Here is a 24,978-nt window from a genome sequence, read left to right as displayed (position 1 = left end):
CGGAACGGGGCGCTGGACGAACGGAATTGACCAACCGTGCGGCCGGGGGAGGCATCGTGGACGACTACGCGGGACGGGTGCTCGCGGACCGCTACCGCCTGCCCCTGCCGCCGGCCGACGCCCACGAACCGGCCGAGACCCGGGCCTTCGACACGTACAGCGGCCAGGAAGTCCTCATCCGGCAGGTGCCGTTGCCCGAGGTGGTCGAGGCGGAGGTGCTCGACGCCGACGGCTTGCCCGAGGGCTATGTCGCCAAGGGCGGCGGCTTCCGCGGCGCTTCGGCCCGTGCGGCCACGCGGGCGTCCGCCGATCCGACCGTGCGGCGCGCGATCGAGGCCGCGCAGGCCGCCGCGCGGATACCCGACCACCCTCGGCTCGACCAGGTCTTCGACGTGTTCGCCGAGGGTGGTTCCCTGTGGGTGGTGAGCGAGCTGGTGGCCGCCCGGCCGCTGGCGTCGCTGCTCGCCCACCGGCCGCTGGCGCCCTACCGCGCCGCCGAGATCGCCTCCGACGTTCTTATGGCGCTGCGTGTGCTGCACGCCCATGGCTGGGTGCACCGCAACATCACCCCGCGCACCGTGCTCGTCTGCGCCGACGGCCGGGTGGTGCTGACCGGCCTGGCAGCCGGCGCGGCGGAGGAGGCGCTGTGCGGATACGACCCCGTTCCCGTGGGTGAGGCCGAGCACGAGGGCCGGGGGGACCGGACGGAGCCGCAGGCCAGGGTGGAGCAGCCGGAGCACGCCCCACGGCCGATCGACCCGGAGTCCGCGCGGCGGGCCGCGATCGAGGCGCGGGCGACCGGCACGCCCCCGGCCGGTGGCGGTACGGCCGGCGGTGGTGGGCCCGTCGCCGGCTCGCGGGCGCCGGAGTCCACCTCGGACGTGCGGGCGGCACGCGCCGGAGCCATCGCGGCGTACCGGGCGGGCGCACGGGCCGCGGCCCGGGGCTGGGACGAACAGGGCGGCGGGCCGCCCGCGCTGCCCGCCCCCAGGACGGCCGGCTCCGGCGAAGGCGCCCTGCCGGGGCAGCCGGGGGCAGGCCGTCCCGGGGCGGCCGTACCCGGGCAGATCGCCGACCCCTACGACACGGGGCGGACGGCGCCTTCGCACGGAGGCGTTCCGCGCCCGGCGGCCCCCGCCGATCCCGACTCCCGCCACGACCGCGACTCCCGCCCCGACCGGGACCCCGGCCACGGCCGGAACCGCGAGCTCCCCACCGGGCAGGACCCCGGCAGCGGGACCGGCGCCGGCCGCGGCCGTGTCGCCGCCCAGCCCGGCGGCACCCCCGCCGCCCCCTGGAGCCGTCGCGGGCCCGCCACCGCCCTCGCCGCCGAGCGGGCCCGGCAGGCGCGGATGGCCGTCGTCGGGCCCGTCACCGAGCGGTGGGCGCCCGAGCAGGCCGGCCCCGTGCACGAGAACTGGCAGCTGGCGGCACCCATCGGCCCGGCGACCGACCTGTGGGCCCTGGGCGCGCTGCTGTTCCGTGCCGTGCAGGGGCACGCCCCCTACCCGGAGGACGGCTCCGCCGAGCTCGTGCAGCTCGTCTGCGCCGAACCCCCCGCCTACGCCGAGGAATGCGGGCCGCTGCGCCCGGTCGTGGAGTCGCTGCTGCGTCAGGACCCGACCGAACGGCCCGACGTCGAGGAACTGAGCGGATGGCTGCGCTCCCTCATCCGCTCCGCGCCCGAACCCGAGGCGGGCGCCCACGTCGTCGTGGCGCCTCCGGTCGACTCCGCGCGGCTGCCGATCGTGCGGCGCCGTGGCGAGCTGGTCCGCCGGCGCCGCGCCGGGCTGCCCGCGACCGCGCACGCCCGCCACCGAAGGGCCAAGGACCAACGCCCCCGCCGGCCCGGCAGGCTGGGCCGCACCTTGGTCCTGCTGATCCTGCTCGCGCTGGCCGCGGCGATCGCGTACGCGCTGGCCTTCATGCCGAAGGCCGCACCCCGAGACGGCGGCGACGGCGCGGGCGCCGGGGGAGAGGGGACGGGCACCACGGCGCGGAGCGCACCCGCCCCGCGTCGGACCGGTTCGGACGCGGACCCGGGCGGCGCCCGGCCACCCGGCGCGACCGGCACCAAGAACCCTTCCTCGCCCGCCGGTTCCACCCAGACGCAGACCAGCGGCGCGCCGCTCGCCGAGGGCTTCACCCTGCGCTCCGACCCCGAGGGCTTCCGTGTCGCCGTGGCCGACGGCTGGAGCCGGACGCCCAGGAACGGTCAGGGCCAGGTGACCTACTCCCAGGGTGACTTCGAGCTGATCGTCGTGCCGGGACGGGACGCCACCAGCCGCTACGGCGCCGATCCGCTCACCTACCAGCGGGAGTCGGAGCCCGAACTCCAGCCGTTCCGCGACTCGACCTGGGCCACCTCCAGCGGGATGCGTCGCACCGACGTCGGCGGACTGACCATGGCGGAGGGCCAGTTCACCTGGACCGACGGCAGCGGGCGCGCCCTGTTCGTGCGCAACCTCGCCCTCGTCGTCGCCGGCCACTACCACGTGGTCCAGGTGCGCGGCCCGGAAGCCGAACGTGACGAGGTGACACGGCTGTACGAGCAGGCGCAGCAGAGCTACCAGGTGACGGGTTGACACCGCGCGGCCACGCGGCACTAGTTCGACCGACTCCGCGTCATCTCGCGTGGTCTGCACGCACCGTAGGCGGAAGCGGGTCCGATTGGCCTGCATGTGCGGTGGTTGCGACCTGTACGGGGAGGCGATAACCGTCACAGTGCGGTCAACGCTCGGCCCCGCCCGTTCCCTGTGCGGGGGCCGCTCTCTAGTCTGACCTCGTCAAGAGCATTGCGGGGAAACGTGAATCAGATGCAGGGCCTGCTCCTCGCGGGCCGCTACCGCCTCGTCGACACCATCGGCAGCGGGGGCATGGGCAGGGTGTGGCGCGCCCAGGACGAGGTGCTGTCCCGGACGGTCGCCATCAAGGAACTGACGGCCGCTCTGTACGTGACGGACAGTGACCGCGCGGTTCTGCTGGCCCGTACCCACGCCGAGGCACGAGCCGCCGCGCGCATCAACCACTCGGCCGTCGTCACCGTCCATGACGTCCTGGAACACGACAGCCGCCCGTGGATCGTCATGGAGCTGGTGGAGGGCGGCTCGCTGGCCGACGCGGTCAAGGAACAGGGCCGCATCGCTCCCGCGGAGGCCGCGCGGATCGGGCTGTGGGTGCTGCGGGCGCTGTGCGCCGCGCACGCCGCGGGGGTGCTGCACCGCGACGTGAAGCCGGGCAACGTCCTGCTCGCCTCCGACGGCCGCGTCCTGATCACCGACTTCGGGATCGCCCAGGTCGAGGGCGACTCTACGATCACGCGTACGGGAGAGATCGTCGGCTCGGTCGACTACCTCGCGCCCGAGCGCGTCCGCGGCCACGACCCGGGCCCGTCCTCCGACCTGTGGGCGCTGGGCGCCACCCTGTACACGGCGGTGGAGGGCCGGTCGCCGTTCAGACGCACCTCGCCGCTGACCACGATGCAGGCCGTCGTGGACGAGGAGCCGTCCCCCGCGCAGTACGCGGGCGTGCTGGAGCCGGTCATCACGGCCCTGCTGGCCAAGGACCCGGCGCACCGGCCCGACGGGCCGCTGCTGGAGCAGATGCTGGCCGAGGCAGCCGAGGGGCGGCGCCCGGCGGCCGCGCAGGAGTACGTGCCGACCCGGCACACGGACCTGAACGGCACGGAGGGCACGACCACGCATGTGCGCCGCAGGCAGGCGCGTGACGCGAGGACACCGGCCGGAACCGCGCAGCAGCCCGCTCCGCCGGCCGCGTCCCCGGGACGCGGGGCAGGGCGCGGGCGCACGGTCGCGCTCGTCCTCGCGGTGGCCGCGGTCATCGGCGCGGGCGGCGCCCTCGCGGTGAACCAACTGGGCGGCCACACGGGCGGCGAGCCGACGCCGTCCCGGTCGGGCACCGCCGAGCCCGGGGGGCAGCAGCCCGCGAGCTCGCTCCCGCCGGGCTGGGTGCACAAGAAGGACCCGGCGGGCTTCACCCTGGCGCTGCCCAGCGAGCAGTGGAAGCGGCGGAAGTTCGACGCCAACCAGACCGACTACTCGCCCGACGGCGGAAAGCACTTCATCCGCATCTCCATCGACAGCTCCCCGGACTTCGACGACGCGAACCAGCACCAGCTCGACCTGGACCAGCAGCTCCACCGGCTGGTCGACTACAAGCGGGTGACGCTGAAGCGGAACATCTACCGCGACTGCTCGGGCTCCCTGTGGGAGTACGCCTGGACGGCGCAGGCCAAGGACACCCCGTTCCCCGGACCGCGGCACGCGGTGGAGGAGACGTACTACTCGCGCGACGGCGTCGAGTACGCGATCAACATCTCCGGCCCCGAGGCCGACTGGGACACGACGCAGAAGCAGTTCGACACGATCCTCCGGGCGTGGCGCCAGCCGTCGGGCTGACGGCGCGTACGGACACCTCGTCCGCGCGCCCCCTTGCGTCGCTTGTCGGCCACCATCGCGACGGTGTCCCGGAGGGTTCGGGCCGGGTGCGGCATGATGGGGCGCATGGGGACCGAGGGGGAGAACGTCCGTGTGATCGCGGGCCGCTACCAGTTGGAGGAGCGGATCGGCCGGGGCGGCATGGGCGTCGTCTGGCGGGCCTACGACCGGCTGCTGGGCCGTCAGGTGGCGGTCAAGGAACTCTCCCTGGACACCTCGCGCTCCGCCGAGGAGATCCGGCTCCAGCGCGACCGCACCCTGCGCGAGGCGCGCGCGGTGGCGCAGCTGAGACACCCGCACATCATCGTCGTCCATGACGTCGTGGAGCACGACGGACGCCCGTACATCGTGATGGAGCTGCTCGACGGCGGTTCGCTCGCCGAACGCCTCGACACCCGGGGCCCCGTGGACGCCCGGGAGGCCGCCCGCATCGGCATCGCGCTGCTGGGCGCGCTGCGCCGGGCGCACGAGGCGGGCGTCCTGCACCGCGATCTCAAGCCGGCGAACGTCCTGCTGGAGGCCGGCACCGACCGGGCCGTCCTCACCGACTTCGGCATCGCGCAGGTCGCGGGGGCCACCACACTCACCGAGACCGGCTCCTTCGTCGGTTCGCCCGAGTACACCGCGCCCGAGCGGATGTCGGGGGAGCGTACGGGCCCCGAGTCCGACCTGTGGTCGCTGGGCGCGCTGCTGTGCACCGTGCTGAGCGGCGAGTCGCCGTTCCGGCGGGACTCGCTCGGCGGGATCCTGCACGCCGTGGTCGTCGACGACATCCGGCCGCCCGCCCAGGCGCAGCCGATCCTGCCCGTCGTGCGGGGATTGCTGGAACGCGATCCGCGGCGGCGACTGGACGCGGCACAGGCGGAGCGGCTGCTGCGGGAGTTCCTGGAGACGGGCCGCACACCGCGGGCCGTCCTGCCGCACCCGCCGACGCAGCGGGACGTGCCCCGGCGCGTCGTGCCGCCGCCCCCGGCGCACCCGCCCGAGGCGGTGACCCCGGCGCGCTCCGCCACCGGGCGGCCCTCCGGGTACTCCCGGCGCGGGGTGCTCGTCGCCGCCACGCTCGTCGCGGCCCTGGCGGGCGCGGGCGTCTCGGCGGCGGCGCTGCTGATGGGGGGCGGCGGGGGCGCGAGCGGCACACCGGTGAGTCCGGGGCCGCCCGGGGCGGCGGTGACCGGGGGCGCGTCCGGCTCGTCGGCCGCGGGGACCCCGGTGGCGCCCACGGTCACGGTGACGCGGTCGCCCTCACCGGCCTCCGCGTCCGCGTCGGTCTCCCCCGCGCCCCGTACGGCGCCCTCGGGGTACCGGCTGGTCCACGACCCGGACGGGTTCTCGCTCGCGGTGCCCGAGGGGTTCACCCGCAGCCCGCAGGGGGCTCGGATCTTCTACCTGTCGCCGGGCGGGACCTTCCGTCTGGGAGTGAAGACGACGGACCCCGCGGCGGGGGGCCCGTCGGCGGTGATGCGGCGTTCGGACGCGCAGGGGCCGTCCAGCAATCCGGGCTACCGCGACGGCCGGGTCACCCGCACCGCGCACGACGGTCACGAGGCCGCGCTCTGGGAGTTCACCTGGGACGGTTTCACGGCGGCCGAGGGCCCGCGGCACACCTACGACCTGTGCTGGGAGCAGAACGGGCGGATGTACGACGTGTGGGTGTCGGCGCCGGTCGGCAGGACACGGCAGGCGAAGGAGTACTTCGACGTGGCCCTGGACACCTTCGCACCGCCCTGAGCCGGCGCCGCAGCCGGCGACGCGGTCGGCGGCGAGCCGGCGTCGCACCAGCCCGTGAAAAAGTCGGCGTCACCTGGCCGACACCCGACAACGCCCTGATCAGCGCATTTCCTGCCAGCGAACACTGGCGCGGTGTGGATGCCCGGTGAAAGCGCGTTACCGACGGGTACCCAAACGCGTCGGCCCGGCATACCCTGCGCGTCATGACGGACTCGCAGGCTTTGGACAACGCCACGGAGAAGACCGGTACGGGCACGGCCGGCACCAACCCCCTCGCGCCCGCCCCCGCCGGCGTCCGCGGCGCCGTCGACGTGGTCACGCCCGAGCTGGTCGCCCAGCTCACCAAGGGCGTGGTCGGCTCCGGCCGCACCGCCAACCACACGCCGTTCACCGGCGAGAAGCTGGCCGACCTGCCCGAGTCCACCCCCGAGGACGTGGCGCGGGCGTTCACGCGGGCCCGCGCCGCCCAGTCCGCCTGGGCCGCGACGCCCGTACGGGAGCGCGCCGCCGTCCTGCTGCGTTTCCACGACCTGGTGCTCGCCCGCCAGTCCGAGATCCTCGACCTGATCCAGCTGGAGACGGGCAAGGCCCGGCTGCACGCCCACGAGGAGGTGCTGGCCGTCGCCATCGCCGCCCGGCACTACGGCCGCCGGGCGGCCGCCTACCTCAGGACCAAGCGCCACACCGGTGCCATCCCGGTCCTCACGCACGTCACCGAACTGCGCCACCCGCGCGGTGTCGTCGGCCAGATCGCCCCCTGGAACTACCCCCTGGAACTGTCGGTCGGCGACGCGATCCCCGCGTTCGTCGCGGGCAACGCGGTGGTGATGAAGCCCGACACGGAGACGTGTCTGACCGCGCTGTGGGCGCGCGACCTGCTGATCGAGGCCGGGCTGCCCGCCGAGGTCTTCCAGGTCGTCATCGGTGACGGCCCGGTCGTCGGCCCCGAGATCGTCAAGCACGCCGACTACGTCTCCTTCACCGGCTCCACCCGCACCGGCCGCGAGGTCGCCCAGGGCGCCGCCGCCCGGCTCGTCGGGGTCTCGCTGGAGCTCGGCGGCAAGAACGCCATGCTGGTGCTCGAGGACGCCGACATCGAGAAGGCCGCGGCGGGCGCGATCCGGGCCTGCTTCTCCTCCGCCGGCCAGCTGTGCATCTCCATCGAACGGCTGTACGTCCACGCGTCGATCGCGGACGCCTTCCTGGAGCGGTTCGTGGCCCGCACCAAGGCGATGCGCCTCGGGCGGTCCCTCGCGTACGGCGCGGACATGGGATCCCTGGTCGGCGAGCGACAGCTCGAGACCGTGACCCGGCACGTGGAGGAGGCGGTCGCCAAGGGCGCCAAGGTCCTGGCCGGCGGCGTCGCCCGGCCCGACATCGGCCCGTACTTCTTCGAGCCGACGATCCTCGACGGGGTCGAGGCGCCCATGTCGGTGTGCGCGGAGGAGACGTTCGGCCCGGTCGTGTCCGTCTACCGGTTCGGGACGGAGGACGAGGCGGTCGAGCACACCAACGCCACGCCGTACGGCCTGAACGCGTCCGTGTGGTCGAAGGACGGCCGGCGCGCCCGCGCGATCGCCGCCCGGCTGCGCACCGGCACGGTCAACGTCAACGAGGGCTACGGGCCCGCGTACGGCAGTGTCCAGTCGCCGATGGGCGGCATGAAGGACTCCGGCCTGGGCCGCCGCCACGGCTCCGAGGGCATCCTCAAGTACACCGAGGCCCAGACCGTCGCCCACCAGCGGCTGCTGCCGATGGCGCCGTCGTTCGGCATGGACGACGAGAAGTACGCGGCGCTGATGAGCCGCAGTCTGAGGCTCATGAAGGCCTTCCGCCTCCGGTAGCGCCCCCGCGCATCGCCCCGCGCCGCCGCCGGAGCACTGATTACCACCCGTTCTCGACGAGGAGAGCACGTGTCACAGGAGAAGCCGGTCAACGCCCGGGACGAGGACGACGGATACGACTACGACGTCATCGTCGTGGGATCGGGGTTCGGCGGATCCGTCTCCGCCCTGCGCCTGACCGAGAAGGGCTACCGGGTGGGCGTCCTGGAGGCCGGCCGCCGGTTCACCCGCGACTCCCTCCCGAAGAACTCCTGGGACCTGAAGAACTACCTCTGGGCCCCCAGACTCGGCATGTACGGCATCCAGCGCATCCATCTGCTGGGCAAGGTGATGGTCCTGGCGGGCGCCGGGGTCGGCGGCGGCTCCCTCAACTACGCCAACACCCTCTACGAGCCGCTGAAGCCGTTCTTCGAGGACCCGCAGTGGCGGGACATCACCGACTGGCGGGAGGAGCTGAAGCCGTACTACGACCAGGCGCGGCGCATGCTCGGGGTCCGGCTCAACCCGACCATGACGCCCTCCGACGTCCATCTGAAGGCCGCCGCCGAGCGGATGGGCGTGGGCGACACCTTCCACATGGCGCCGGTCGGCGTCTTCTTCGGCGACGGCCAGGACGCGGACGGCACCGCGAAGGCGAAGGCGGGGGAGCAGGTCGCCGACCCCTACTTCGGGGGCGCCGGGCCGGACCGCAAGGCCTGCACCGAATGCGGCGAGTGCATGACCGGCTGCCGCCACGGCGCGAAGAACACCCTGAACGAGAACTACCTCTACCTCGCCGAGAAGGCGGGCGCGGCCGTGCACCCCATGACGACCGTCGTGTCCGTGACGGAGGACTCGCAGGGCGGGTTCGCGATCGCCACCCTGCCCACCGACAACCGCCGCAAGGGCCGGGGCCGGACCTTCAAGGCGCGGCGGGTCGTCGTCGCGGCCGGCACCTACGGCACCCAGAGCCTGCTGCACCGGATGAAGTCGAGCGGGCACCTGCCGTACGTCTCGGCGCGCCTGGGCGAGCTGACCCGCACCAACTCCGAGGGGCTGGTGGGCGCGCAGACGAGCGACCGGCGCTATCGGAAGGCCACCGGTCGGGCGCGGGTGGACTTCACGCGCGGAGTCGCCATCACCTCCTCGGTCCACCCGGACGAGAACACCCATATCGAGCCGGTCCGCTATGGCAAGGGCTCCAACGCGATGGGCGGCCTGTCGATCCTTCAGGCGCCCTACGCCGGCGGCTCGTCACCGGTCGGGGCCTGGGCCCGCAACGCCGCCCGCCATCCCCTTCTGCTGCTGCGCTCGCTCTCCAACCGCCGCTGGTCGGAGCGCACCATCATCGGTCTGGTGATGCAGTCGCTGGACAACTCCCTGACGACGTTCCTGAAGCCGGACGGGGTCGGCAAGGGCCTGCTGCACGCCCGCCAGGGGCACGGCTCGCCCAACCCCCGTCAGCTCAAGGCGGCTTCCGAGGGCGCCGACGCCCTGGCAGCCGAGATCAACGGCTTCGCCGGATCCAACGTCGGTGAGCTGATGGGAACTCCGGCGACCGCGCACTTCCTCGGCGGCTGCGTGATCGGTTCCTCCCGGGAGAACGGGGTGATCGACCCGTACCACCGGCTGTACGGCCACCCGGGCATCTCCGTCGTGGACGGCGCGGCGATCTCCGCGAACCTCGGCGTCAACCCGTCCCTGACCATCACCGCGCAGGCCGAGCGCGCGATGTCGTACTGGCCCAACAAGGGCGAGGCCGACCCGCGCCCGGCCCAGGGGGCGGCGTACGAGCGCCTGAAGCCGGTGGAGCCGCACTCGCCCGCGGTCCCGGCCGAGGCGTTCGGCGCGCTCAGGCTGCCGTTCCTCGGGATCCCCGCGGTGCCACCGAAGAAGTAGCGCGGACGAAGAACGCGGGCGAAGAAGAAGGAGACGAAGAAGAAGGACCTGTGCCCCCCTCCGAGCTCAGGTCCTTCTTCTTCACCGGTCCCCGGGCCTTACGCGGCCGGGGCGCCCGCCTTGCGGCGCCGCAGCGCGAACACCACACCGCCACCGGCGACGACCGCGACACCGCCGATGAGGGCGATGGTCGGAAGCGCGGAGGAGGAACCGGTCGACGCGAGGCTGCCGGTCACCTCCTGGGTGTTGGACCTGCTCGGCTCGGTGGTGGGAACCGGAACCCTGCCGCCCTCCTGGGGCTTGGTGCCGCCGGTGTCCGTACCGGCCTTGACGATCTGGAGGATGTAGCCGGTCTGGTTCGCCTCCACGCAGCTCGCGTCCTCGTCCACGGGCACGCCGCCGCCGATGGTCAGACCCTTGCCGACGGGGGCCGTCGCGCTCACGTTCAGACGGAGCTGGTAGCCGACCGTCTTGCCGGCGCCGATGTCCGAGAGGTCGAGGTAGCCCAGGGAGTAGCCCTCGTCCTGGACGTCGTACCAGGTGCCGCCGACCTTCGCCTGAAGCCGGACCTCGCTGGGCTTGAACGCGTGGTCGCCCGCGGTCGGGCCGACGCCCGCGTAGAAGATGACGTCCTTGGCGTCCGCCGCCGACGGGTTGGTGATCTGGAGCGTGAACGGGTGCCAGCCGCTGCCGACCGCGATCTTGCCGGGCAGCCCGACGAGCGCCACGCCGAGCTGCGTCTTGTGCCGGGTGCAGTCGTCCGGCGTGCTGCTGTCGGACGGCGAGGGGGGCGTGGCGGGCGCCGAGGGCGGGACCGAGGTCGACGTGGACGCCGACGGGGCCGCGGACGTGCTGGTCGACGCGGACGTCGAGGCGGACACGGACGGGGACGCGGAGTCCGACGCGGACTGCGACGGCGACGCGCTGGTGCTCTCGGACGCCGACGTGCTCGGCGACACGCTGTCCGACGGGGACGAGGTGGGCGTTTCCCCGGCGAACGCGGCCGGCGCCGATATCAGCCCGATCGGGGCGATGGCGGCCGTCGCCGCCGCGGCGGCCAGGGCACGGCGAAGCTTCATGAAGACCTCGGGAAGTCTGATGCGCCGCGACAGCACGGCACAGGCTGGAGAGGCCTCCGCGTGTGGGGCGCGGGTGTGGCCGTTGATTCGGTAGGTGTGACCCGCGGTTGCTGTGAATGGTTGTGGCGTCTTCACACCGTTCTTATGTGGGGTGGGTCACATTCATGACGGAATTGTGAACGAATGTTCACCATCACCGTTAGAACTGACTTTCGTGTCTGATCATCCCGAGCAGTCCCCCCTCCCCGACGACGTGTGGGAGCGGTTCGCCCAGGACTCCGAGCGCGACATCCGGGCCTCGGCGCCCAAGGAGCCGTCCGCGAGGGCGCGCATGGTCACCGAGCGGCTTCGCCGGCAGGACGAGCTCGGCATACGTCCCGACGCCTGGCGCGCCCCCGCGGCGACCGCGGGCCGGCGCACCCGGCGCACGGTGTGGACGGTGGCCGGGGTGCTCGTCGCGGCCGCGGTCGCCGTGGTCGCCATGAGGCCGTCGCTGCTGCCCGGCGACCCGTTCGGCACCGGCTCCGCGGCCGGCGCGGACACCGCGCCGCTGCCCGCCGAGTCCGCTCGGCCCACGGCGCCGCCCCCGTCCGCCGCCGCGGACACGCCCACCCTTCGGCACCCGTTCGCCGGCTCGCCCGCCCAGGGCTGGGCCGAGGGCGCGTCCGCGATCGCGATGCCCACGGCGGAGCCGGTCGGCACCATGACGAGCAGCCAGGTCGCCACCGCCCTGCGGCAGACGAGGACCCTGCTCGTCGACGCCAACCTCGACCCCGCCACCCTGCTGGGCAAGCGGCCCACGGCGGCCCTGGGCGTCCTGGACCCGCAGCAGCCGAAGCTCCTCCCCGGCTTGAACCGGTCGCTCGACGCGCCGACCGAGAAGGACGACCCGCTGCTCCTGTTCACCCGCTTCGATCCCCAGGAGGTGCGGCTCGTCGGCGACGCCGTGAAGGTGCGCGGGCGCACCACCGTCTCCGCCGGCGACCACGCGGTACGGGTCCACGCCGACTACACCTTCGTCTACGCGCTGACCCGGGGCGATTCCGGGGAGGTGGCCCGCACGATCGTTCGCCGGGTCATCGACACCGAGGTGGCCGACCCGACCCGTGTCCGGGTCACCCCGGGCCGGATCCAGCTCATCCGCTACGAGTCGTATCACGGCAACACGGCCTGCGGCGTCCACGACGGCTTCCTGCACCCGGGGTTCCCGACGGCGGACCCGTCCGGCACCCCGGCGACCGGGCCGACGTCGGACCCGTACGACAGCAGCAGGGATCTGAGCAGGACGGACAGCGCGACCTGCGGCACCGTGTCCAGGACCTAGTCCCGGGCCGGTGGTGACACGCGCCGGCCGGCCCCGGGCGTCCCCGGGGCCGGCCGCTCTCCGGTGACCGGGCTGCTGTCCCCTGCCGTCCGGTCACATCCCTGGAGCGAGGTCCCACAGCGCACGGGCACGGTCCGTGCTCGTGCGCATCATCGCTCCAGGGGAGCCACGCGTGGTTCTTTCGGGCCCGCCCCTGGCTGACACGGACACCGGTACCAACGAAGCCCGCGGGGCCCCGGTCACGCACCGGACGAGTGAGAAGGCATACGAACGTGGGTGCGCGCCGGTCGTCAGACGCGCCCCCGGCACAGTTCGAGCAGGGTCATAGCGAGGGCCGTGCCGGGCTTGCCGAGCGCGTCCCGGTAGTGGGCGAGGATCTCCATCTCGCGGGACAGGTTCACCCGCCGGCCGCCCGAGGTGATGCGTGCCTCCTGGATGACGGCGGAGACCGCCATGCGTTCCTGGACGAGGCCGATGATGCGGTCGTCGAGCGCGTCGATGCGTTCACGGGCGCCGGTGATCACACCGGCGGCCGCGGGGATGCGGGCGCCGGTGTGATCGGCGCCGCTCGTGTTCTCGGTCGCTGCGCTGGTGACGGTCATGGCGGGGGCTCCTCGGAGTCGGCGGCGATGTCGCCGCGGTGGGGCCCCGGATCCCGATGACGGTCCGCACACGCCAGGCGCCCCGGACCGAAACGGCCCGGGGCGCCTGGGAAGTCGCTTGTCAGTAGCTCAAGCAGCACGACCATGGCAGCCGGCGGGCCGGATGCCATAGGTAAAGACGCTGGTCGCGTGCAGATGCATGCAGCCAGTATGCCCGTGGCGCGCCCGGGCTCCAAGCCGGCCCGGATCGTGGGACGGGAAGCCGCCCCGTTCGCCCCGTTAGAATCGGAGGCACAGCCCCTGTCAAGCCGCCGGAAGGCAACCCGTGTCATCAGCGACCCCCGCTGCCGCCGCCCCCGACACCGTCCTGGTCGTCGATTTCGGCGCGCAGTACGCCCAGCTCATCGCCCGTCGCGTCCGCGAGGCCCGGGTCTACAGCGAGATCGTGCCGAGCACCATGCCGGTCGCGGAGATGCTCGCCAAGAACCCGGCGGCGATCATCCTCTCCGGCGGCCCCTCGTCGGTCTACGAGGAGGGCGCCCCCACCGTGGACCGCGCCCTCTTCGAGGCCGGAGTGCCCGTCTTCGGCATGTGCTACGGCTTCCAGCTGATGGCCCAGGCCCTCGGTGGCACCGTCGACAACACCGGAGCGCGGGAGTACGGCCGCACGGCTCTGGCCGTCTCCCGGCCGTCCTCCACGCTCTTCGAGGGCACCCCGGCCGAGCAGGCCGTGTGGATGTCCCACGGCGACGCCTGCTCGGCGGCTCCCGAGGGCTTCATCGTGTCGGCGTCCACGGACGTCGTCCCGGTGGCCGCCTTCGAGAACGACGAGAAGAAGCTGTACGGCGTCCAGTACCACCCCGAGGTCATGCACTCCACGCACGGCCAGCAGGTGCTGGAGCACTTCCTCTACCGCGGCGCGGGCCTGACCCCCACCTGGACCACGGGCAACGTCATCGAGGAGCAGGTCGAGGCGATCCGCGCCCAGGTCGGGGACAAGCGGGCGATCTGCGGCCTGTCGGGCGGCGTGGACTCCGCGGTCGCCGCGGCCCTGGTGCAGAAGGCCATCGGTACCCAGCTGACCTGCGTCTACGTCGACCACGGCCTGATGCGCAAGGGTGAGACCGAGCAGGTCGAGAAGGACTTCGTCGCGGCCACCGGCGTCCAGCTGAAGGTCGTCGACGCCGAGGAGCGCTTCCTCACCGCGCTGAAGGGCGTCTCGGACCCCGAGGAGAAGCGGAAGATCATCGGGCGCGAGTTCATCCGCGTCTTCGAGCAGGCCCAGGCCGAGATCATCGCCGACGCGGGTCCCGCCGTCGAGTTCCTGGTCCAGGGCACCCTCTACCCCGACGTGGTGGAGTCCGGCGGCGGCACCGGCACGGCCAACATCAAGTCCCACCACAACGTGGGCGGCCTCCCCGAGGACCTGGAGTTCCAGCTCGTCGAGCCGCTCCGCCAGCTGTTCAAGGACGAGGTCCGCATGGTCGGCCAGGAGCTCGGCCTGCCGGAGGAGATCGTCCAGCGCCAGCCCTTCCCGGGACCGGGCCTCGGCATCCGCATCGTCGGCGAGGTCACCAAGGAGCGCCTCGACCTGCTGCGGGACGCCGACGCCATCGCCCGTGAGGAGCTGACGGCGGCCGGGCTCGACCGGGAGATCTGGCAGTGCCCGGTGGTCCTCCTGGCCGACGTCCGCAGCGTGGGCGTCCAGGGCGACGGCCGCACGTACGGCCACCCGATCGTGCTGCGCCCGGTGTCCTCCGAGGACGCCATGACGGCCGACTGGTCCAGGCTCCCGTACGACGTGCTGGCGAAGATCTCCACCCGCATCACGAACGAGGTGCGCGACGTCAACCGCGTGGTGGTCGACGTGACGTCGAAGCCCCCGGGCACCATCGAGTGGGAGTGACCCCCACCTCCACCCGGACCCCCGCGCCCCACCAGGGACGCGGGGGTTCTTGCTGAGTGGGGGCGGAGTGCGTCCGAATCTTCACCAACCGCCTCTGGCCACCTGCGCACACCGCCGGTAACTTCCGCTCCGTACAGGAACCCAGTGCTGGAGGACACATGCACGGGCCGACCCCCCCATCGCCCCTGCCCACCGAGAAGCTGCAGTTCGCGATGCCGCCGATGCACGAATCCCCGGCCGACGAGCGGCAGCACCGCAAGGAGCGCCTGGCCGGCGCCCTGCGGATCTTCGGACGGCTGGGCTTCGAGGACGGGGTGTCCGGGCACATCACGGCCCGCGACCCCGAGTTCAGCGACTGCTTCTGGGTCAACCCCTTCGGGATGCCCTTCCGGCACGTCACCGTCAGCGATCTCGTCCTGGCGAACCAGGACGGGCAGGTGATCGAGGGCCGCTACCACGTGAACCAGGCGGCGTTCACCGTACACGCCCAGGTCCACGCCGCCCGCCCGGACGTCGTCGCGGTCGCCCACTGCCATTCGATCCACGGCCGGGCCCTCGCGGCGCTCGGCGATCTGCTGGACCCCCTCACCCAGGAGTCCTGCGCCTTCTACGAGGACCACGCGGTGTACGACTCCTACACCGGGGTGACCGTCGACGCCGAGGAGGGCCGCCGGATCGCGTCCGCCCTCGGCAGCCGCAAGGCGCTGGTCCTGCGCAACCACGGGCTGCTGACCGTGGGCGACTCGGTGGACGCGGCGGCCTGGTGGTTCCTGTCGCTGGAACGCTCGGCCCAGGTGCAGCTCACCGCGAAGGCGGCGGGACGGCCCGTCCTGATCGAACACCGGCAGGCGGTGGCGACACGGGAGCAGCTCGGCGGGGACCTGGTGGCCTGGATCAACTACCAGCCGCTGTGGCAGGACATCAGCCGTGGTGAACCGGACCTGCTGAGCTGACGCGCCCCGACGCGACCGCCGCCTCGCGACCGCGAGAACCGGGCGGCAGTCAACCCGGAGATTCCACATTCACTCTCCCGGACCGCAGGCGGCGGACGTGGCCCGTCCGGTACGGCACAATTCGCTTGCGCCGCCCGGAAGTTGCCGTGGCGGATGCGGGCGTGGTCGATGAACTGGCGCGGGAAGGCGGCAGCGGGCGTGGCGGTGCAGGAGGCGAGGCAGGGCGGCGCGGAGCGCGGCGACGAGGGGGGCTGCACCTGCGGGGACTGCCCGCACGGCGCACGCGAGGGGCATCGGCGCGCCGTCGCCGAGTTCCTGGCGAAGCGGGAGGAGTTCGCGTCCGGGCGGGGGCTGCCCCCGGCGGTGGCACACTCCGCGTCGGCGTCCCGCCAGTGGGTGTCCGACGAACTGACCCGGTCCGCGGGCCTGATCGCCGAGCGCGGCCGGGCCGAGGGCGAGGCATGGCTGGCCAGGCTGTGGCCGCGTACGGCGTTCGCGGTGGGGAGCACGACGGCCGTGCTGCTGGTGGTGCAGGCGCTGACGGCGATCGGCGCGGGCTGGACCGTGGCCCGCACGGCCGGGCTGGTCGCGGCCGCGGTGACCGGCGCGGGGCTGAGCGCGGCGGCATATCTGCACCGGGCGCGCGGCGGGGTGCTCGCCCCCGTGATCGGGGAGGACAACCGGCTGTCGACCTCCCGGGCGGTCGCGGCCGGGTGGGTGCTGTTCGTGGTCTACGCGATGCTGGTGCTGGTCTGCGAGCTGGCGGCGGCGTCGGCGCGGGGCCGGCGGGACGCCCTGCTCGCCGGACTCGGGCCGGCGCACGGGGCGGGCGTGGTGACCGTGGTCGCGGTGGTCTGCGGGATCGCCGTCCTGGTGCGGCGTGTGGTGGGCCTGCGGGTGCTCGGCCAGCGCCTGCAGAAGATCCGCGCCCACCGGCCGCGCGCGGCGGACCTGCTGACGGACGACGGAGGCCGGGGCAGCTTCGCCGACACGCAGTACGTGGTGGTCAGCGCCGTCGCGCTGGCCTTCGCGGTGGTGCGTCTGGCTCGACGCCCCGACCGGCTGCCCGACCTGCCGTGGAGCCTGGCTCTGCTGGTTCTGGTCTCGGCGGCCACCTACCTCGCGGCCAAGTACGCCGAGGGCGGCCGCCCGGTGCTGCTCTCGGTGGTCCGGGTGCGGGAGGCGGGCGATCTCGACGCGCCGATCCGCACGGGCGACGACATCGAGATCCGCGGCGCCGGTCTCGTGCCGGCCGGTGCTCGGACGGCGGACCGCCTGTCCCGCATGGTGGTCCGTATCGGCGCGGTCCACGTCCATGTCCCGCTGGTTCCGGTCACGGGCGGATTCAGCAACCCGACCGACAGCGCGGTGCAGGTCCCGGTCCCGGTGGAGGTGGAGCCCGGACGGGTGGAGGTGCAGGTGGTGACCGCTGCCGGGGTGGAGACCAATCGGGTGGCGATCGAGGTCATGGAATGAGGACCCGTCACGAGCGCCTTGTCGCAGGCAGGCGGCGGATCGAGGAACGCCGACCGCGCCGGAAAGTATGAAAAATCAGGGCGCGGTGCTTGAGTCGGGGTCGCTCTCCGCACGTATGGTCGGTTGAGGGGCCAACGGCATGGAGAGCGAGAGGCGGCGGACACGATGGCCCAGGACATTCGCACGGACTCCCACACCACTCATCTGGAGGGGCGCCGGGACCGGCGGGACACCGCCGCCCGGTACGCGCTCCTTCCGCTGCGCGTCTTCCTCGGCGTCACCTTCGTCTACGCGGGCCTGGACAAGCTCACGGACAGCGCCTTCCTGCGCGCCTCCGGCGCCGGCTCCGTCGGTGACCTCATGCACGGCGTGCGCAGCTCGTCGGCCGTCCCGGCCCTGGTCGACCTGGCGCTGAGGAGCCCGGTCGGCTTCGGCTACGCCATCGCCTTCGGCGAACTCGCCGTCGGCATCGGCACGCTCCTCGGCCTGCTGGGCCGCGTAGCCGCGCTCGGTGGCGCGCTCATCTCGCTGAGCCTGTGGCTGACCGTCAGCTGGGCCTCCAGCCCCTACTACTACGGCAACGACCTCCCGTACATGATGTGCTGGGTCCCCCTCGTGCTGGCGGGGACGTCCTTCTGGTCCCTGGACGCCCTGATCAGGAGCCGGCGGCAGGGGCACGCCCAGGCGGGGCTCCTGGCGACCAGCGGTAGCCGCTCCTAGTCGGCCGTGCCGGTGCTGGTGCCGGTGCGGCGTCGTCAGGTGTCCGGTCGCTCGGCGTACGGAGCCCGAGGGGTCCGGCGGCGTCCTCGGCGCATCGCGCCGGCCACCAGGCCCGTGAGGGCGGCGAGGCACAGGCCGCCCCCGACCATCGGGGCGACGAGGAACCACGGAGTGCGCCAGGCGCCGTACGCGTCCCCGAGGGAGAGGACTCCCGTGGCGGCCAGGACGGCTCCGGCGATCAGCCTGCCCGGCTGGAACTCATGACGCAGCACGGATCACCTCCACCTGTCCCACGCCGACCTCGAGGGCGAGCCGGAGCGTGGCCGGGTGCCGCGTCCCCGGCACGGGGGAGAGCGTCACCTGCTCGTGTCTGTCCGGCCGCACGTCCACGTCCTTCCCGGACCGGCCCGGCAAGGCGATGTCGCCGATGCCCGCGTCCGCCGTCAACTCCACCCTGACGCCTTCGGGGACCACCACTTCGAGGCGGCCCACGCCCACCTCGGCCCGCGTCGTGACGATCTGCCCCCCGGCCGGTCTCAGACGACCGAGGTCGAGGGTGCCGACGCCGGCGCCGAGTTCGTACCGCTCCTGGACCGCCGCCGCCGTGGCCGGTGCCCAGGTCGTCCGGCTCCAGTGTGTGCCGACGGTGTCCGGCAGGGCGCTCGCCCCGGCCAGCAGTCCCGCGGTGACGATCGCCAGAAAGACCGACCCCGCTCCCGTACGCCCCAGGAACGAGCTGATCGCCATCCCCAGGCCCAGCACCAGGAGCGCACTCGCCAGCCCTGTCTGCAGACTCGTCCCGAGCGGCCGTTCGTGCCAGGTCAGGCCCGAGCCGAGCGCACCGGCGAGCAGAGCGAGCAGAAAGATCCAGCCGCCCGTCCAGCGCGGGCCCTTGGGCCGCGACGGTGCCTCGCTCCGCGGACGCCGCCCGTACGGCCGGCCGAGGGAGCCGCCGGCCGCCACCTCCGCGGCGTCGCGGCCGGGTGTGTCACTCGGGCCCCACAGATAGCCCGTACCGCCCACGTGCGTGCCGTCCTTGACGATGGGGTCGCGCCACCAGGACGGATAGGAGTCGGGGACGGGCGGCGCCGTGGCCTCCGGCGGGGCGTCGGCGACGGCCTGGGCGGCGAGTGCGTCGGGAGCGGGGGTGCCGCGCTGCCGGGACCAGTAGCCCGCGCCCGCCAGGAGCAGCGACAGGACGGCGGCGAAGGTCAGCACCCCGCCGTTTCTGAGCATCGAGAGGAAGACACCGCAGCCCACCAGCGCGAAGAGGACCGCCGCCAGCGCCTGGCCGTCGACCCGGCCGGTCAGCAGCTTGCGGATCTCGTTCTCCTCCTCGCCCTCGTAGGGGATCAGGAGCCAGGCGAAGCCGTAGAAGATGAGACCGAGGCCGCCCGTCGCCGAGAGCACCACGAGCACGATGCGGAAGATCACCGGGTCCATGTCGCACGCGCGGCCCAGGCCGGAGCAGACGCCCCCCAGCACCTTGTGGCGCCGGTCCCGCCGGAAGAGGCCATGCTCCTCGGCCGCCTCCGAGCCGGAGAGCGAACCCGCACCCCCAACCGAAGCCGCCCTCCTGCCCGGCCCCGCGCCCGAGCCCGAATCCACTCTTGGTCCCGCGCCCGGTCTCGCGCTCGCGCCTGAAGCCGGACCCGCGTCCGCACGTGAATCCGCGCCCTCGTTCCCGGTGTCGTCTCCGGAACCGGTCTGATCGCTCCACACGGCCGCATCCTGCCGTACGCCCCTGTCCTCTTGCGCGCGCGGCTCCTCCTCGGCCGCGGAGCCGTGCCCGGCGGCGGAGGCATGCCCCGCGCCGGGGTCGTCCCCCGCTGCCGCGTGCTGCTCGTCCGTCATGGGTCCATGGTCGCCGCCGCGACCGCCCGGCGGGAGTCGGGACGACCCTGGCAGAACCCTGAGATCTGCCCTGACACCCCACCGGGGAAGTGTTCGATCACCACCAACGCGGCGCCGGATCGAAGATCAGGGGAGTCTAGGGGGCCGACCCTGATGTCCCGCCGCGCCGGCCGTGTGACCATCGATGCCATGCCGGACGCCGCCGCAGCAGTGCCCCTCTCCGACCCGCGGCCTCCGCGCAAGCTCTACCGCAGCAGCGACGGACGCTGGCTCGGGGGCGTGGCGCGGGGGCTGGCCGGCCATCTCGGGCTGCCCGTGATCTGGGTGCGGCTGGTCTTCGTCGGCCTGGCGACGGCGGACGGCCTGGGCGCGCTGCTGTACGCCGCGTTCTGGTTCTTCGTCCCGCTGGGCGTCGGCGGTGTGGAGGACCGGCGTTCCCCGTCCCCGGCCGGGGCGGAGACCTCCGCCGAGGGCCGCCGCCGACTCGTCGCCCGCAGACCCGACCGCGGGCAGATCGTCGCCCTGCTGCTCATGGTCGTCGTGGCGCTGTCCTTCGTGGGCAGCGTGAACCTCGGCGGCGCCGCCAAGGCCTACCTCGTCCCCGCGGTGCTGGTCGCCGCGGGCGTCGCCCTCGTCTGGCGCCAGGCGGACAACGCGCGCCGTGCCCGCTGGGTCGAGGTCGGCAGCCGCCGGCGCACCCTCACCCTGCTGCGGGCCGCGGCGGGGGTGCTGCTGGTCACGGCCGGCGTCTCCGCCATCTTCGTGCTCCAGGGCTCCGCCTCCCATCTCGGCTCCGTCCTCCAGGCCGCCCTCGCGGTCCTCGTCGGCATCACCCTGCTCGCCGGTCCCTACCTCGTCCGGATGACCCAGGACCTGTCCGAGGAGCGCCTGATGCGCATCCGGGCCCAGGAGCGCGCCGAGGTCGCCGCCCACGTCCACGACTCGGTGCTGCACACCCTGACGCTGATACAGCGCAACGCGGACAACGCCGGCGAGGTGCGCCGTCTCGCCCGCGCCCAGGAACGCGACCTGCGCGCCTGGCTCTACAAGCCGGAGGGCACCGGCGAACAGGAGGGCGAGGAACCCGGCACCCTCGCGGAGGCGGTCCGGCGCAACGCGGCGGAGGTGGAGGACAAGCACGGCGTGCCCATCGAGGTCGTGGTCGTCGGCGACTGCCCCCTCGACGAGCGGATCGGCGCACAGATGCAGGCCGCGCGCGAGGCGATGGTGAACGCCGCCAAGTACGGTGGCGAGGGCGGGGCCGTCCAGGTCTACGCCGAGGCCGAGGGGCGGGCGGTCTTCGTGTCGGTCCGCGACCGCGGCCCGGGCTTCGACCCCGACGCGATTCCCGCCGACCGCATGGGTGTCAGAGAATCGATCATCGGCCGTATGGAGCGCCATGGCGGTACGGCACGGCTGCGGGCCGTACCCGGCGGTGGCACGGAGGTCGAGCTGGAGATGGAGAGGTCGGAGGACACGTCATGAGCGACGCGAGCGGGTCGGCGGGCCCGGTGGAGCCGGGGAGCACGAGCGGGGGCGCGGCCGGGGGGCGGCGTGTGCGGGTCGTCCTCGTGGACGACCACCGTATGTTCCGGACGGGGGTCCAGGCCGAGATCGGGGAGACCGAGCGGACCGGGGTGGAGGTCGTCGGTGAGGCCGCCGACGTCGACCAGGCGGTGAGCGTCATCACCGCCACCCGTCCCGAAGTGGTCCTGCTCGACGTCCATCTGCCGGGTGGCGGCGGTGTCGAGGTGCTGCGCCGTTGCGCGCCCCTGATGGCCGACGCGCGCCAACCGGTGCGCTTCCTCGCCCTGTCCGTCTCGGACGCGGCGGAGGACGTGATCGGGGTGATCAGGGGCGGCGCCCGAGGCTATGTCACCAAGACGATCACCGGCACGGACCTGGTCGACTCCGTCTTCCGTGTCCAGGACGGCGACGCGGTGTTCTCGCCGCGTCTGGCCGGTTTCGTGCTCGACGCGTTCGCCTCCACCGACGCGCCGCCCGTGGACGAGGACCTGGACCGCCTCACCCAGCGCGAGCGCGAGGTGCTGCGCCTGATCGCCCGCGGCTATGCCTACAAGGAGATCGCCAAGCAGCTGTACATCTCGGTGAAGACGGTCGAGTCCCATGTCTCGGCGGTGCTGCGCAAGCTCCAGTTGTCCAACCGCCACGAGCTGACCCGGTGGGCGACGGCACGCCGGCTGGTCTGACGCCGCCCACCGGCACCGCTCACGCCACCCGGGTGGCGCCCGCGAACGGCATCTGGTCGATCGGGGCGAGCCGCACGGGCGCCGAGGGGTTGGGGGCATGGATCATCCTGCCGTTCCCCACGTAGATCCCCACATGGCTGACACCGGAGTAGAAGAACACCAGGTCGCCGGGGCGCAGTTCGGCGCGTGAGACGCGTCGGCCCGCGTCGATCTGGGAGTACGTCGTCCGCGGCAGCGAGATGCCCGCCGCGCGGTAGGCGGCCTGCACCAGGCCGGAGCAGTCGAAGGAGTGGGGGCCGGTGGCGCCCCATACGTAGGGGCTGCCCAGCTTCGCGTAGGCGTACGCCACCGCTTCCGCGGCCCGGGAGCCCGGCGCCTGCGCGGTCGGCGCCGCGACGGACACCGGCCCCGCGGCGGACGCCGGCCCCGCGTCGCGCCGGGTGTCGCGCGAGGCCCGGTCCGTGCCACCGGTGCTGTCCTTCGCGATCCGGGCCTGCTGCGCCCGGGTCAGCCGGGACAGCAGCTCGCGCGCCTGGCCGAGCTTCTTGTTGATCGTCTGCTGCTGCCGGCGCAGCTCCGCCTGCCGCGCCGTCAGGGTGGCGGTCTCCGCCCGCGCCGCACCGCGCAGCCGCTCGATCTCCCGCAGTTGGGCGCGCACGTCCGCGACGGCGGCGGCCTGCCGGTCGTCCGCCCGCTCGGTGAACGCCGCGTCGTCGAGATAGTGGCCGGGGTCCGTGGAGAGCAGGAGCCGCACCGAGGGGTCGATGCCGCCGTCGCGGTACTGCGCGGCGGCGGCGTGCCCCAGCGCCTGCCGGGCGGTGTCGAGCCGCTCGGTACGGCGTGCGGCCTCGTCCTGGAGCGCCGACAGCCGTGTCCGGGCCTTGTCCGCCTGCTCCTTCGCCCCGTCGTACCTCTCGGTCGCGGCCTCCGCCTGCTGGTAGAGCGTGTCGACCTGGGTCCTGACCTGGGCCGGGGAGAGACGGGGGTCGGCATGCCCCGTGCCGTCGAAGGCGGCGGCGCTCGCCGCTCCCGCGAGGGCGATCGTCGCCGCGGTCCGGGCCGTGGTGCCGCCGAGCGAACGCTGCCTGGGCTTGCGGTGCGCTGCCACCTGGACGTCCTGTCCCTTTCGTACGGCCGCCCGGGGCCACGAGCGGCGTCACGCGTCCGGCGGCGCCTCGCACAGGGGGAGCGGGGCACCGCCGGACTCTCGGCGGTGGCGTCCGGCGGCCGCCCTGACCCGGGCGGCGATGGGGAGCCGGTCACCTGGGCAAGGACGCTAAGCCGCGCCGTGACCACTTCGTGATGCGATGTGCGGAAGTGACGCGACAGGACTGACAGTGACCGTATGTGTCTGAAATTCAGTCATCGAGGTGCTGGCCTCACGCTGTGTGATGACCGATGTGGCGGTTTCCCGGGCGTGGGGCGACGACGGAGTGCTACAGCCACGCCCACGCGCCCCGGCGGCCGTCGGACCGACCGCCGCCGGTCGGCTCCCGGTGGGGCCGGTGTCCGGGGCTCCCGGGTCCACTGGCTAGGCTCCGGAGCCATGGACGTTCTCATCCATCTCTTCGTGGGCCTGCACATCATCGGCATCGCCGCGCTCCTCGGCGGCTTCCTCACCCAGATGAAGGCGATGGGCCAGGGCACGGCCCGTTTCGTGCCCGGCATGCTGCACGGCGCCCTGACCATGCTCGTCACCGGCGTCGCCCTGGTCGGCCTCGACCAGGCGGACCACCACGCGGTCAACACGATCAAGATCGGGGTCAAGCTGGCCCTGCTGGTCGTGATCCTCGGTCTGGTCTACGTCAAGCGCGACGAGGAGCGGGTCGAGAAGCCCTTCTTCGCTCTCGTCGGCGCGCTGACCATGGCGAACATCTTCATCGCGGTGCTCTGGACCTGAACCGTCCCGCGGCGGACGACATCGCTCCCACCAGCACCGCGCACCAGGCGGCCACCGCGATCCACAGCAGCACCTGGCCCGGACCGCGCAGCCACGACACCTTGAAGACGGAGCCGAAGGCCAGGACCGCCGTCGCCGTCATCCCCAGCGGGAAGACGGTCGCCCAGCGCCGCGGGTCGTACCCCGTCCGCGGCCGGAGCACCTCGGCCACCGCCAGGACGCCGTAGCCGACGAGCGCGAGGAAGAGGACGGTCACCGTCATCCCGCGCAGCGCGTGGTTGTCGTCGTTCGCCCACAGGTACATCCCGCTGTGCGCGGCGGCGACGAGCTCCGCCCCGCTCAGCGCGGAGATCGCGAGGGCGCCGACCGCGACCCAGTGGTCTCCCGCGCCCCTGACCAGCTCCCGCGGGTCGAAGCACCACAGCCCGGCCAGATAGCCGAGCAGGCCGAGCCAGAAGAACACCATGGCCGTGTGCGCGAGCCACGCCACCCCCAGGACGGCCGAGAGCGACGCGCCGAGCACCGACAGCGCCTGGGTCGCCACGCACCCCAGGAACACCGACCCGGGCAGAGGCCGCTCCCAGGCCCGTACCTCCGGGACGATCAGGACCGCCCACCAGACCGCGGCCAGCGCGAGGAGAGCCTCCGCGGCCGTCTGCCGGCCCTGCACGGACAGTCCCGTGCCGAGCGTGGCGCTCGCGGCGACCGGGGCGAGCGCGGTCGGGGAACCCGCCTCGGCGGGCCAGCGGCCCCGCTCCACGAACGCCCGTACGATGATGTCGACGACGAGTCCCAGCCACGCGACGGCGGTCAGGACCAGCGCGATACGGAAGAGGCCGGTGAATCCGGTCCGGTGCAGCCCGATCGCCAGGATGCCGGTCGCCATCACGGCGACCCCGACCGCGGGCGGACGCCGCGCCCACCAGGTGCTGAGCGTGGAGGTGCCTGACATGCGCCCGATGCTAAGCGCGGGACAGCCCTCGGGGACGCGCACACCGGTTGTGTCGGGGGCACGCGCGCGGGACGGCCGAAAACAACCCCCCG

At 73.5% G+C, this 24,978-nt stretch carries 20 protein-coding genes; 14 read left to right on the top strand and 6 right to left on the bottom strand.

The window, feature by feature from the left end; translation table 11 throughout:
- Positions 1–56: 56 nt before the first annotated feature.
- The 5 genes from AB0C59_RS00595 to AB0C59_RS00575 all read left to right on the top strand — a co-directional run bounded on the left by AB0C59_RS00595 (position 57) and on the right by AB0C59_RS00575 (position 9,910).
- Positions 57–2,585, top strand: coding sequence for a protein kinase (locus AB0C59_RS00595; RefSeq protein ID WP_362999939.1), 2,529 nt, complete (start codon positions 57–59; stop codon positions 2,583–2,585).
- A 231-nt stretch (positions 2,586–2,816) separates the two neighbouring features.
- Entirely contained in the window at positions 2,817–4,418 is a 1,602-nt protein-coding gene (locus tag AB0C59_RS00590; protein WP_363000143.1) for a serine/threonine-protein kinase, read from the top strand.
- Between the two features lie 105 nt (positions 4,419–4,523).
- A complete protein-coding gene (locus AB0C59_RS00585; protein ID WP_362999938.1) occupies positions 4,524–6,188 on the top strand; it encodes a serine/threonine-protein kinase in 1,665 nt (554 codons plus the stop codon).
- 203 nt (positions 6,189–6,391) lie between these two features.
- Complete coding sequence (locus tag AB0C59_RS00580; protein ID WP_362999937.1) at positions 6,392–8,032, top strand: succinic semialdehyde dehydrogenase; 1,641 nt, start codon at positions 6,392–6,394, stop codon at positions 8,030–8,032.
- Positions 8,033–8,101: 69 nt separating this feature from the next.
- The gene (locus AB0C59_RS00575) at positions 8,102–9,910 is read left to right on the top strand and encodes a GMC family oxidoreductase (RefSeq protein ID WP_362999936.1); all 1,809 of its coding nucleotides are present in this window, start codon (positions 8,102–8,104) and stop codon (positions 9,908–9,910) included.
- Between the two features lie 98 nt (positions 9,911–10,008).
- On the opposite strand, the gene AB0C59_RS00570 is transcribed toward AB0C59_RS00575, so the two are convergent.
- The gene (locus AB0C59_RS00570) at positions 10,009–10,638 is read right to left on the bottom strand and encodes an LPXTG cell wall anchor domain-containing protein (protein WP_362999935.1); all 630 of its coding nucleotides are present in this window, start codon (positions 10,636–10,638) and stop codon (positions 10,009–10,011) included.
- A 37-nt stretch (positions 10,639–10,675) separates the two neighbouring features.
- Here AB0C59_RS00570 and AB0C59_RS00565 point away from each other — a divergent pair, with 37 nt between their 5' ends.
- A complete protein-coding gene (locus AB0C59_RS00565) occupies positions 10,676–11,083 on the top strand; it encodes a hypothetical protein (RefSeq protein WP_362999934.1) in 408 nt (135 codons plus the stop codon).
- 120 nt (positions 11,084–11,203) lie between these two features.
- Positions 11,204–12,313, top strand: a complete 1,110-nt coding sequence (locus AB0C59_RS00560; RefSeq protein WP_362999933.1) for a hypothetical protein — start codon at positions 11,204–11,206, stop codon at positions 12,311–12,313.
- A gap of 290 nt (positions 12,314–12,603) precedes the next feature.
- Here the strand turns inward: AB0C59_RS00560 and AB0C59_RS00555 are convergent, their stop codons facing one another.
- Positions 12,604–12,915, bottom strand: coding sequence for a chorismate mutase (locus AB0C59_RS00555; RefSeq protein ID WP_362999932.1), 312 nt, complete (start codon positions 12,913–12,915; stop codon positions 12,604–12,606).
- Positions 12,916–13,240: 325 nt separating this feature from the next.
- On the opposite strand from AB0C59_RS00555, the gene guaA reads away from it, so the two are divergent.
- The 4 genes from guaA to AB0C59_RS00535 all read left to right on the top strand — a co-directional run bounded on the left by guaA (position 13,241) and on the right by AB0C59_RS00535 (position 17,970).
- Positions 13,241–14,821, top strand: coding sequence for a glutamine-hydrolyzing GMP synthase (gene guaA, locus AB0C59_RS00550; RefSeq protein ID WP_362999931.1), 1,581 nt, complete (start codon positions 13,241–13,243; stop codon positions 14,819–14,821).
- A 158-nt stretch (positions 14,822–14,979) separates the two neighbouring features.
- Entirely contained in the window at positions 14,980–15,774 is a 795-nt protein-coding gene (locus AB0C59_RS00545) for a class II aldolase/adducin family protein (RefSeq protein ID WP_362999930.1), read from the top strand.
- A 198-nt stretch (positions 15,775–15,972) separates the two neighbouring features.
- Positions 15,973–17,250 (top strand): hypothetical protein, encoded by a 1,278-nt coding sequence (locus tag AB0C59_RS00540; RefSeq protein ID WP_363000142.1) that lies wholly within the window; start codon positions 15,973–15,975, stop codon positions 17,248–17,250.
- Positions 17,251–17,415: 165 nt separating this feature from the next.
- Complete coding sequence (locus AB0C59_RS00535; RefSeq protein WP_362999929.1) at positions 17,416–17,970, top strand: DoxX family protein; 555 nt, start codon at positions 17,416–17,418, stop codon at positions 17,968–17,970.
- Positions 17,971–18,005: 35 nt separating this feature from the next.
- Here AB0C59_RS00535 and AB0C59_RS00530 read toward each other — a convergent pair whose 3' ends face one another.
- Together AB0C59_RS00530 and AB0C59_RS00525 are read right to left on the bottom strand one after the other, a co-directional pair.
- Positions 18,006–18,242 (bottom strand): hypothetical protein, encoded by a 237-nt coding sequence (locus AB0C59_RS00530; RefSeq protein WP_362999928.1) that lies wholly within the window; start codon positions 18,240–18,242, stop codon positions 18,006–18,008.
- Complete coding sequence (locus tag AB0C59_RS00525) at positions 18,229–19,824, bottom strand: PspC domain-containing protein (protein WP_362999927.1); 1,596 nt, start codon at positions 19,822–19,824, stop codon at positions 18,229–18,231. The genes AB0C59_RS00530 and AB0C59_RS00525 overlap by 14 nt, the downstream gene beginning before the upstream one ends.
- Positions 19,825–20,013: 189 nt before the next feature.
- Here AB0C59_RS00525 and AB0C59_RS00520 point away from each other — a divergent pair, with 189 nt between their 5' ends.
- Both AB0C59_RS00520 and AB0C59_RS00515 read left to right on the top strand, forming a co-directional pair.
- Positions 20,014–21,309 carry a PspC domain-containing protein gene (locus tag AB0C59_RS00520; protein WP_362999926.1) on the top strand — a complete coding sequence of 432 codons (1,296 nt, stop codon included), beginning with the start codon at positions 20,014–20,016 and terminating at the stop codon, positions 21,307–21,309.
- A complete protein-coding gene (locus AB0C59_RS00515; RefSeq protein ID WP_362999925.1) occupies positions 21,306–22,034 on the top strand; it encodes a response regulator transcription factor in 729 nt (242 codons plus the stop codon). The genes AB0C59_RS00520 and AB0C59_RS00515 overlap by 4 nt, the downstream gene beginning before the upstream one ends.
- 19 nt (positions 22,035–22,053) lie before the next feature.
- Here the strand turns inward: AB0C59_RS00515 and AB0C59_RS00510 are convergent, their stop codons facing one another.
- Entirely contained in the window at positions 22,054–23,142 is a 1,089-nt protein-coding gene (locus AB0C59_RS00510; protein ID WP_362999924.1) for an NlpC/P60 family protein, read from the bottom strand.
- Between the two features lie 438 nt (positions 23,143–23,580).
- Between AB0C59_RS00510 and AB0C59_RS00505 the strand changes: the two genes are divergently transcribed.
- The gene (locus tag AB0C59_RS00505; protein ID WP_362999923.1) at positions 23,581–23,934 is read left to right on the top strand and encodes a hypothetical protein; all 354 of its coding nucleotides are present in this window, start codon (positions 23,581–23,583) and stop codon (positions 23,932–23,934) included.
- Here the strand turns inward: AB0C59_RS00505 and AB0C59_RS00500 are convergent.
- Positions 23,912–24,886 carry a tellurite resistance/C4-dicarboxylate transporter family protein gene (locus AB0C59_RS00500; RefSeq protein WP_362999922.1) on the bottom strand — a complete coding sequence of 325 codons (975 nt, stop codon included), beginning with the start codon at positions 24,884–24,886 and terminating at the stop codon, positions 23,912–23,914. The genes AB0C59_RS00505 and AB0C59_RS00500 overlap by 23 nt on opposite strands.
- Positions 24,887–24,978: the final 92 nt, after the last annotated feature.

It is taken from the genome of Streptomyces sp. NPDC048664, from assembly GCF_040650555.1.
Classification (GTDB): Bacteria; Actinomycetota; Actinomycetes; order Streptomycetales; family Streptomycetaceae; genus Streptomyces.
Note: the sequence above shows the minus strand (reverse complement) of the source record. Positions and strands in the feature narration are given on the sequence as shown.

Coding starts and splice junctions, on each gene's coding strand:
- AB0C59_RS00515 (WP_362999925.1), top strand. CDS start 21,306: ATGAGCGACGCGAGCGGGTCGGCGGGCCCGGTGGAGCCGGGGAGCACG.
- AB0C59_RS00520 (WP_362999926.1), top strand. CDS start 20,014: ATGCCGGACGCCGCCGCAGCAGTGCCCCTCTCCGACCCGCGGCCTCCG.
- AB0C59_RS00500 (WP_362999922.1), bottom strand. CDS start 24,886: ATGTCAGGCACCTCCACGCTCAGCACCTGGTGGGCGCGGCGTCCGCCC.
- AB0C59_RS00535 (WP_362999929.1), top strand. CDS start 17,416: ATGGCCCAGGACATTCGCACGGACTCCCACACCACTCATCTGGAGGGG.
- AB0C59_RS00555 (WP_362999932.1), bottom strand. CDS start 12,915: ATGACCGTCACCAGCGCAGCGACCGAGAACACGAGCGGCGCCGATCAC.
- AB0C59_RS00525 (WP_362999927.1), bottom strand. CDS start 19,824: ATGACGGACGAGCAGCACGCGGCAGCGGGGGACGACCCCGGCGCGGGG.
- AB0C59_RS00505 (WP_362999923.1), top strand. CDS start 23,581: ATGGACGTTCTCATCCATCTCTTCGTGGGCCTGCACATCATCGGCATC.
- AB0C59_RS00590 (WP_363000143.1), top strand. CDS start 2,817: ATGCAGGGCCTGCTCCTCGCGGGCCGCTACCGCCTCGTCGACACCATC.
- AB0C59_RS00585 (WP_362999938.1), top strand. CDS start 4,524: ATGGGGACCGAGGGGGAGAACGTCCGTGTGATCGCGGGCCGCTACCAG.
- AB0C59_RS00545 (WP_362999930.1), top strand. CDS start 14,980: ATGCACGGGCCGACCCCCCCATCGCCCCTGCCCACCGAGAAGCTGCAG.
- AB0C59_RS00580 (WP_362999937.1), top strand. CDS start 6,392: ATGACGGACTCGCAGGCTTTGGACAACGCCACGGAGAAGACCGGTACG.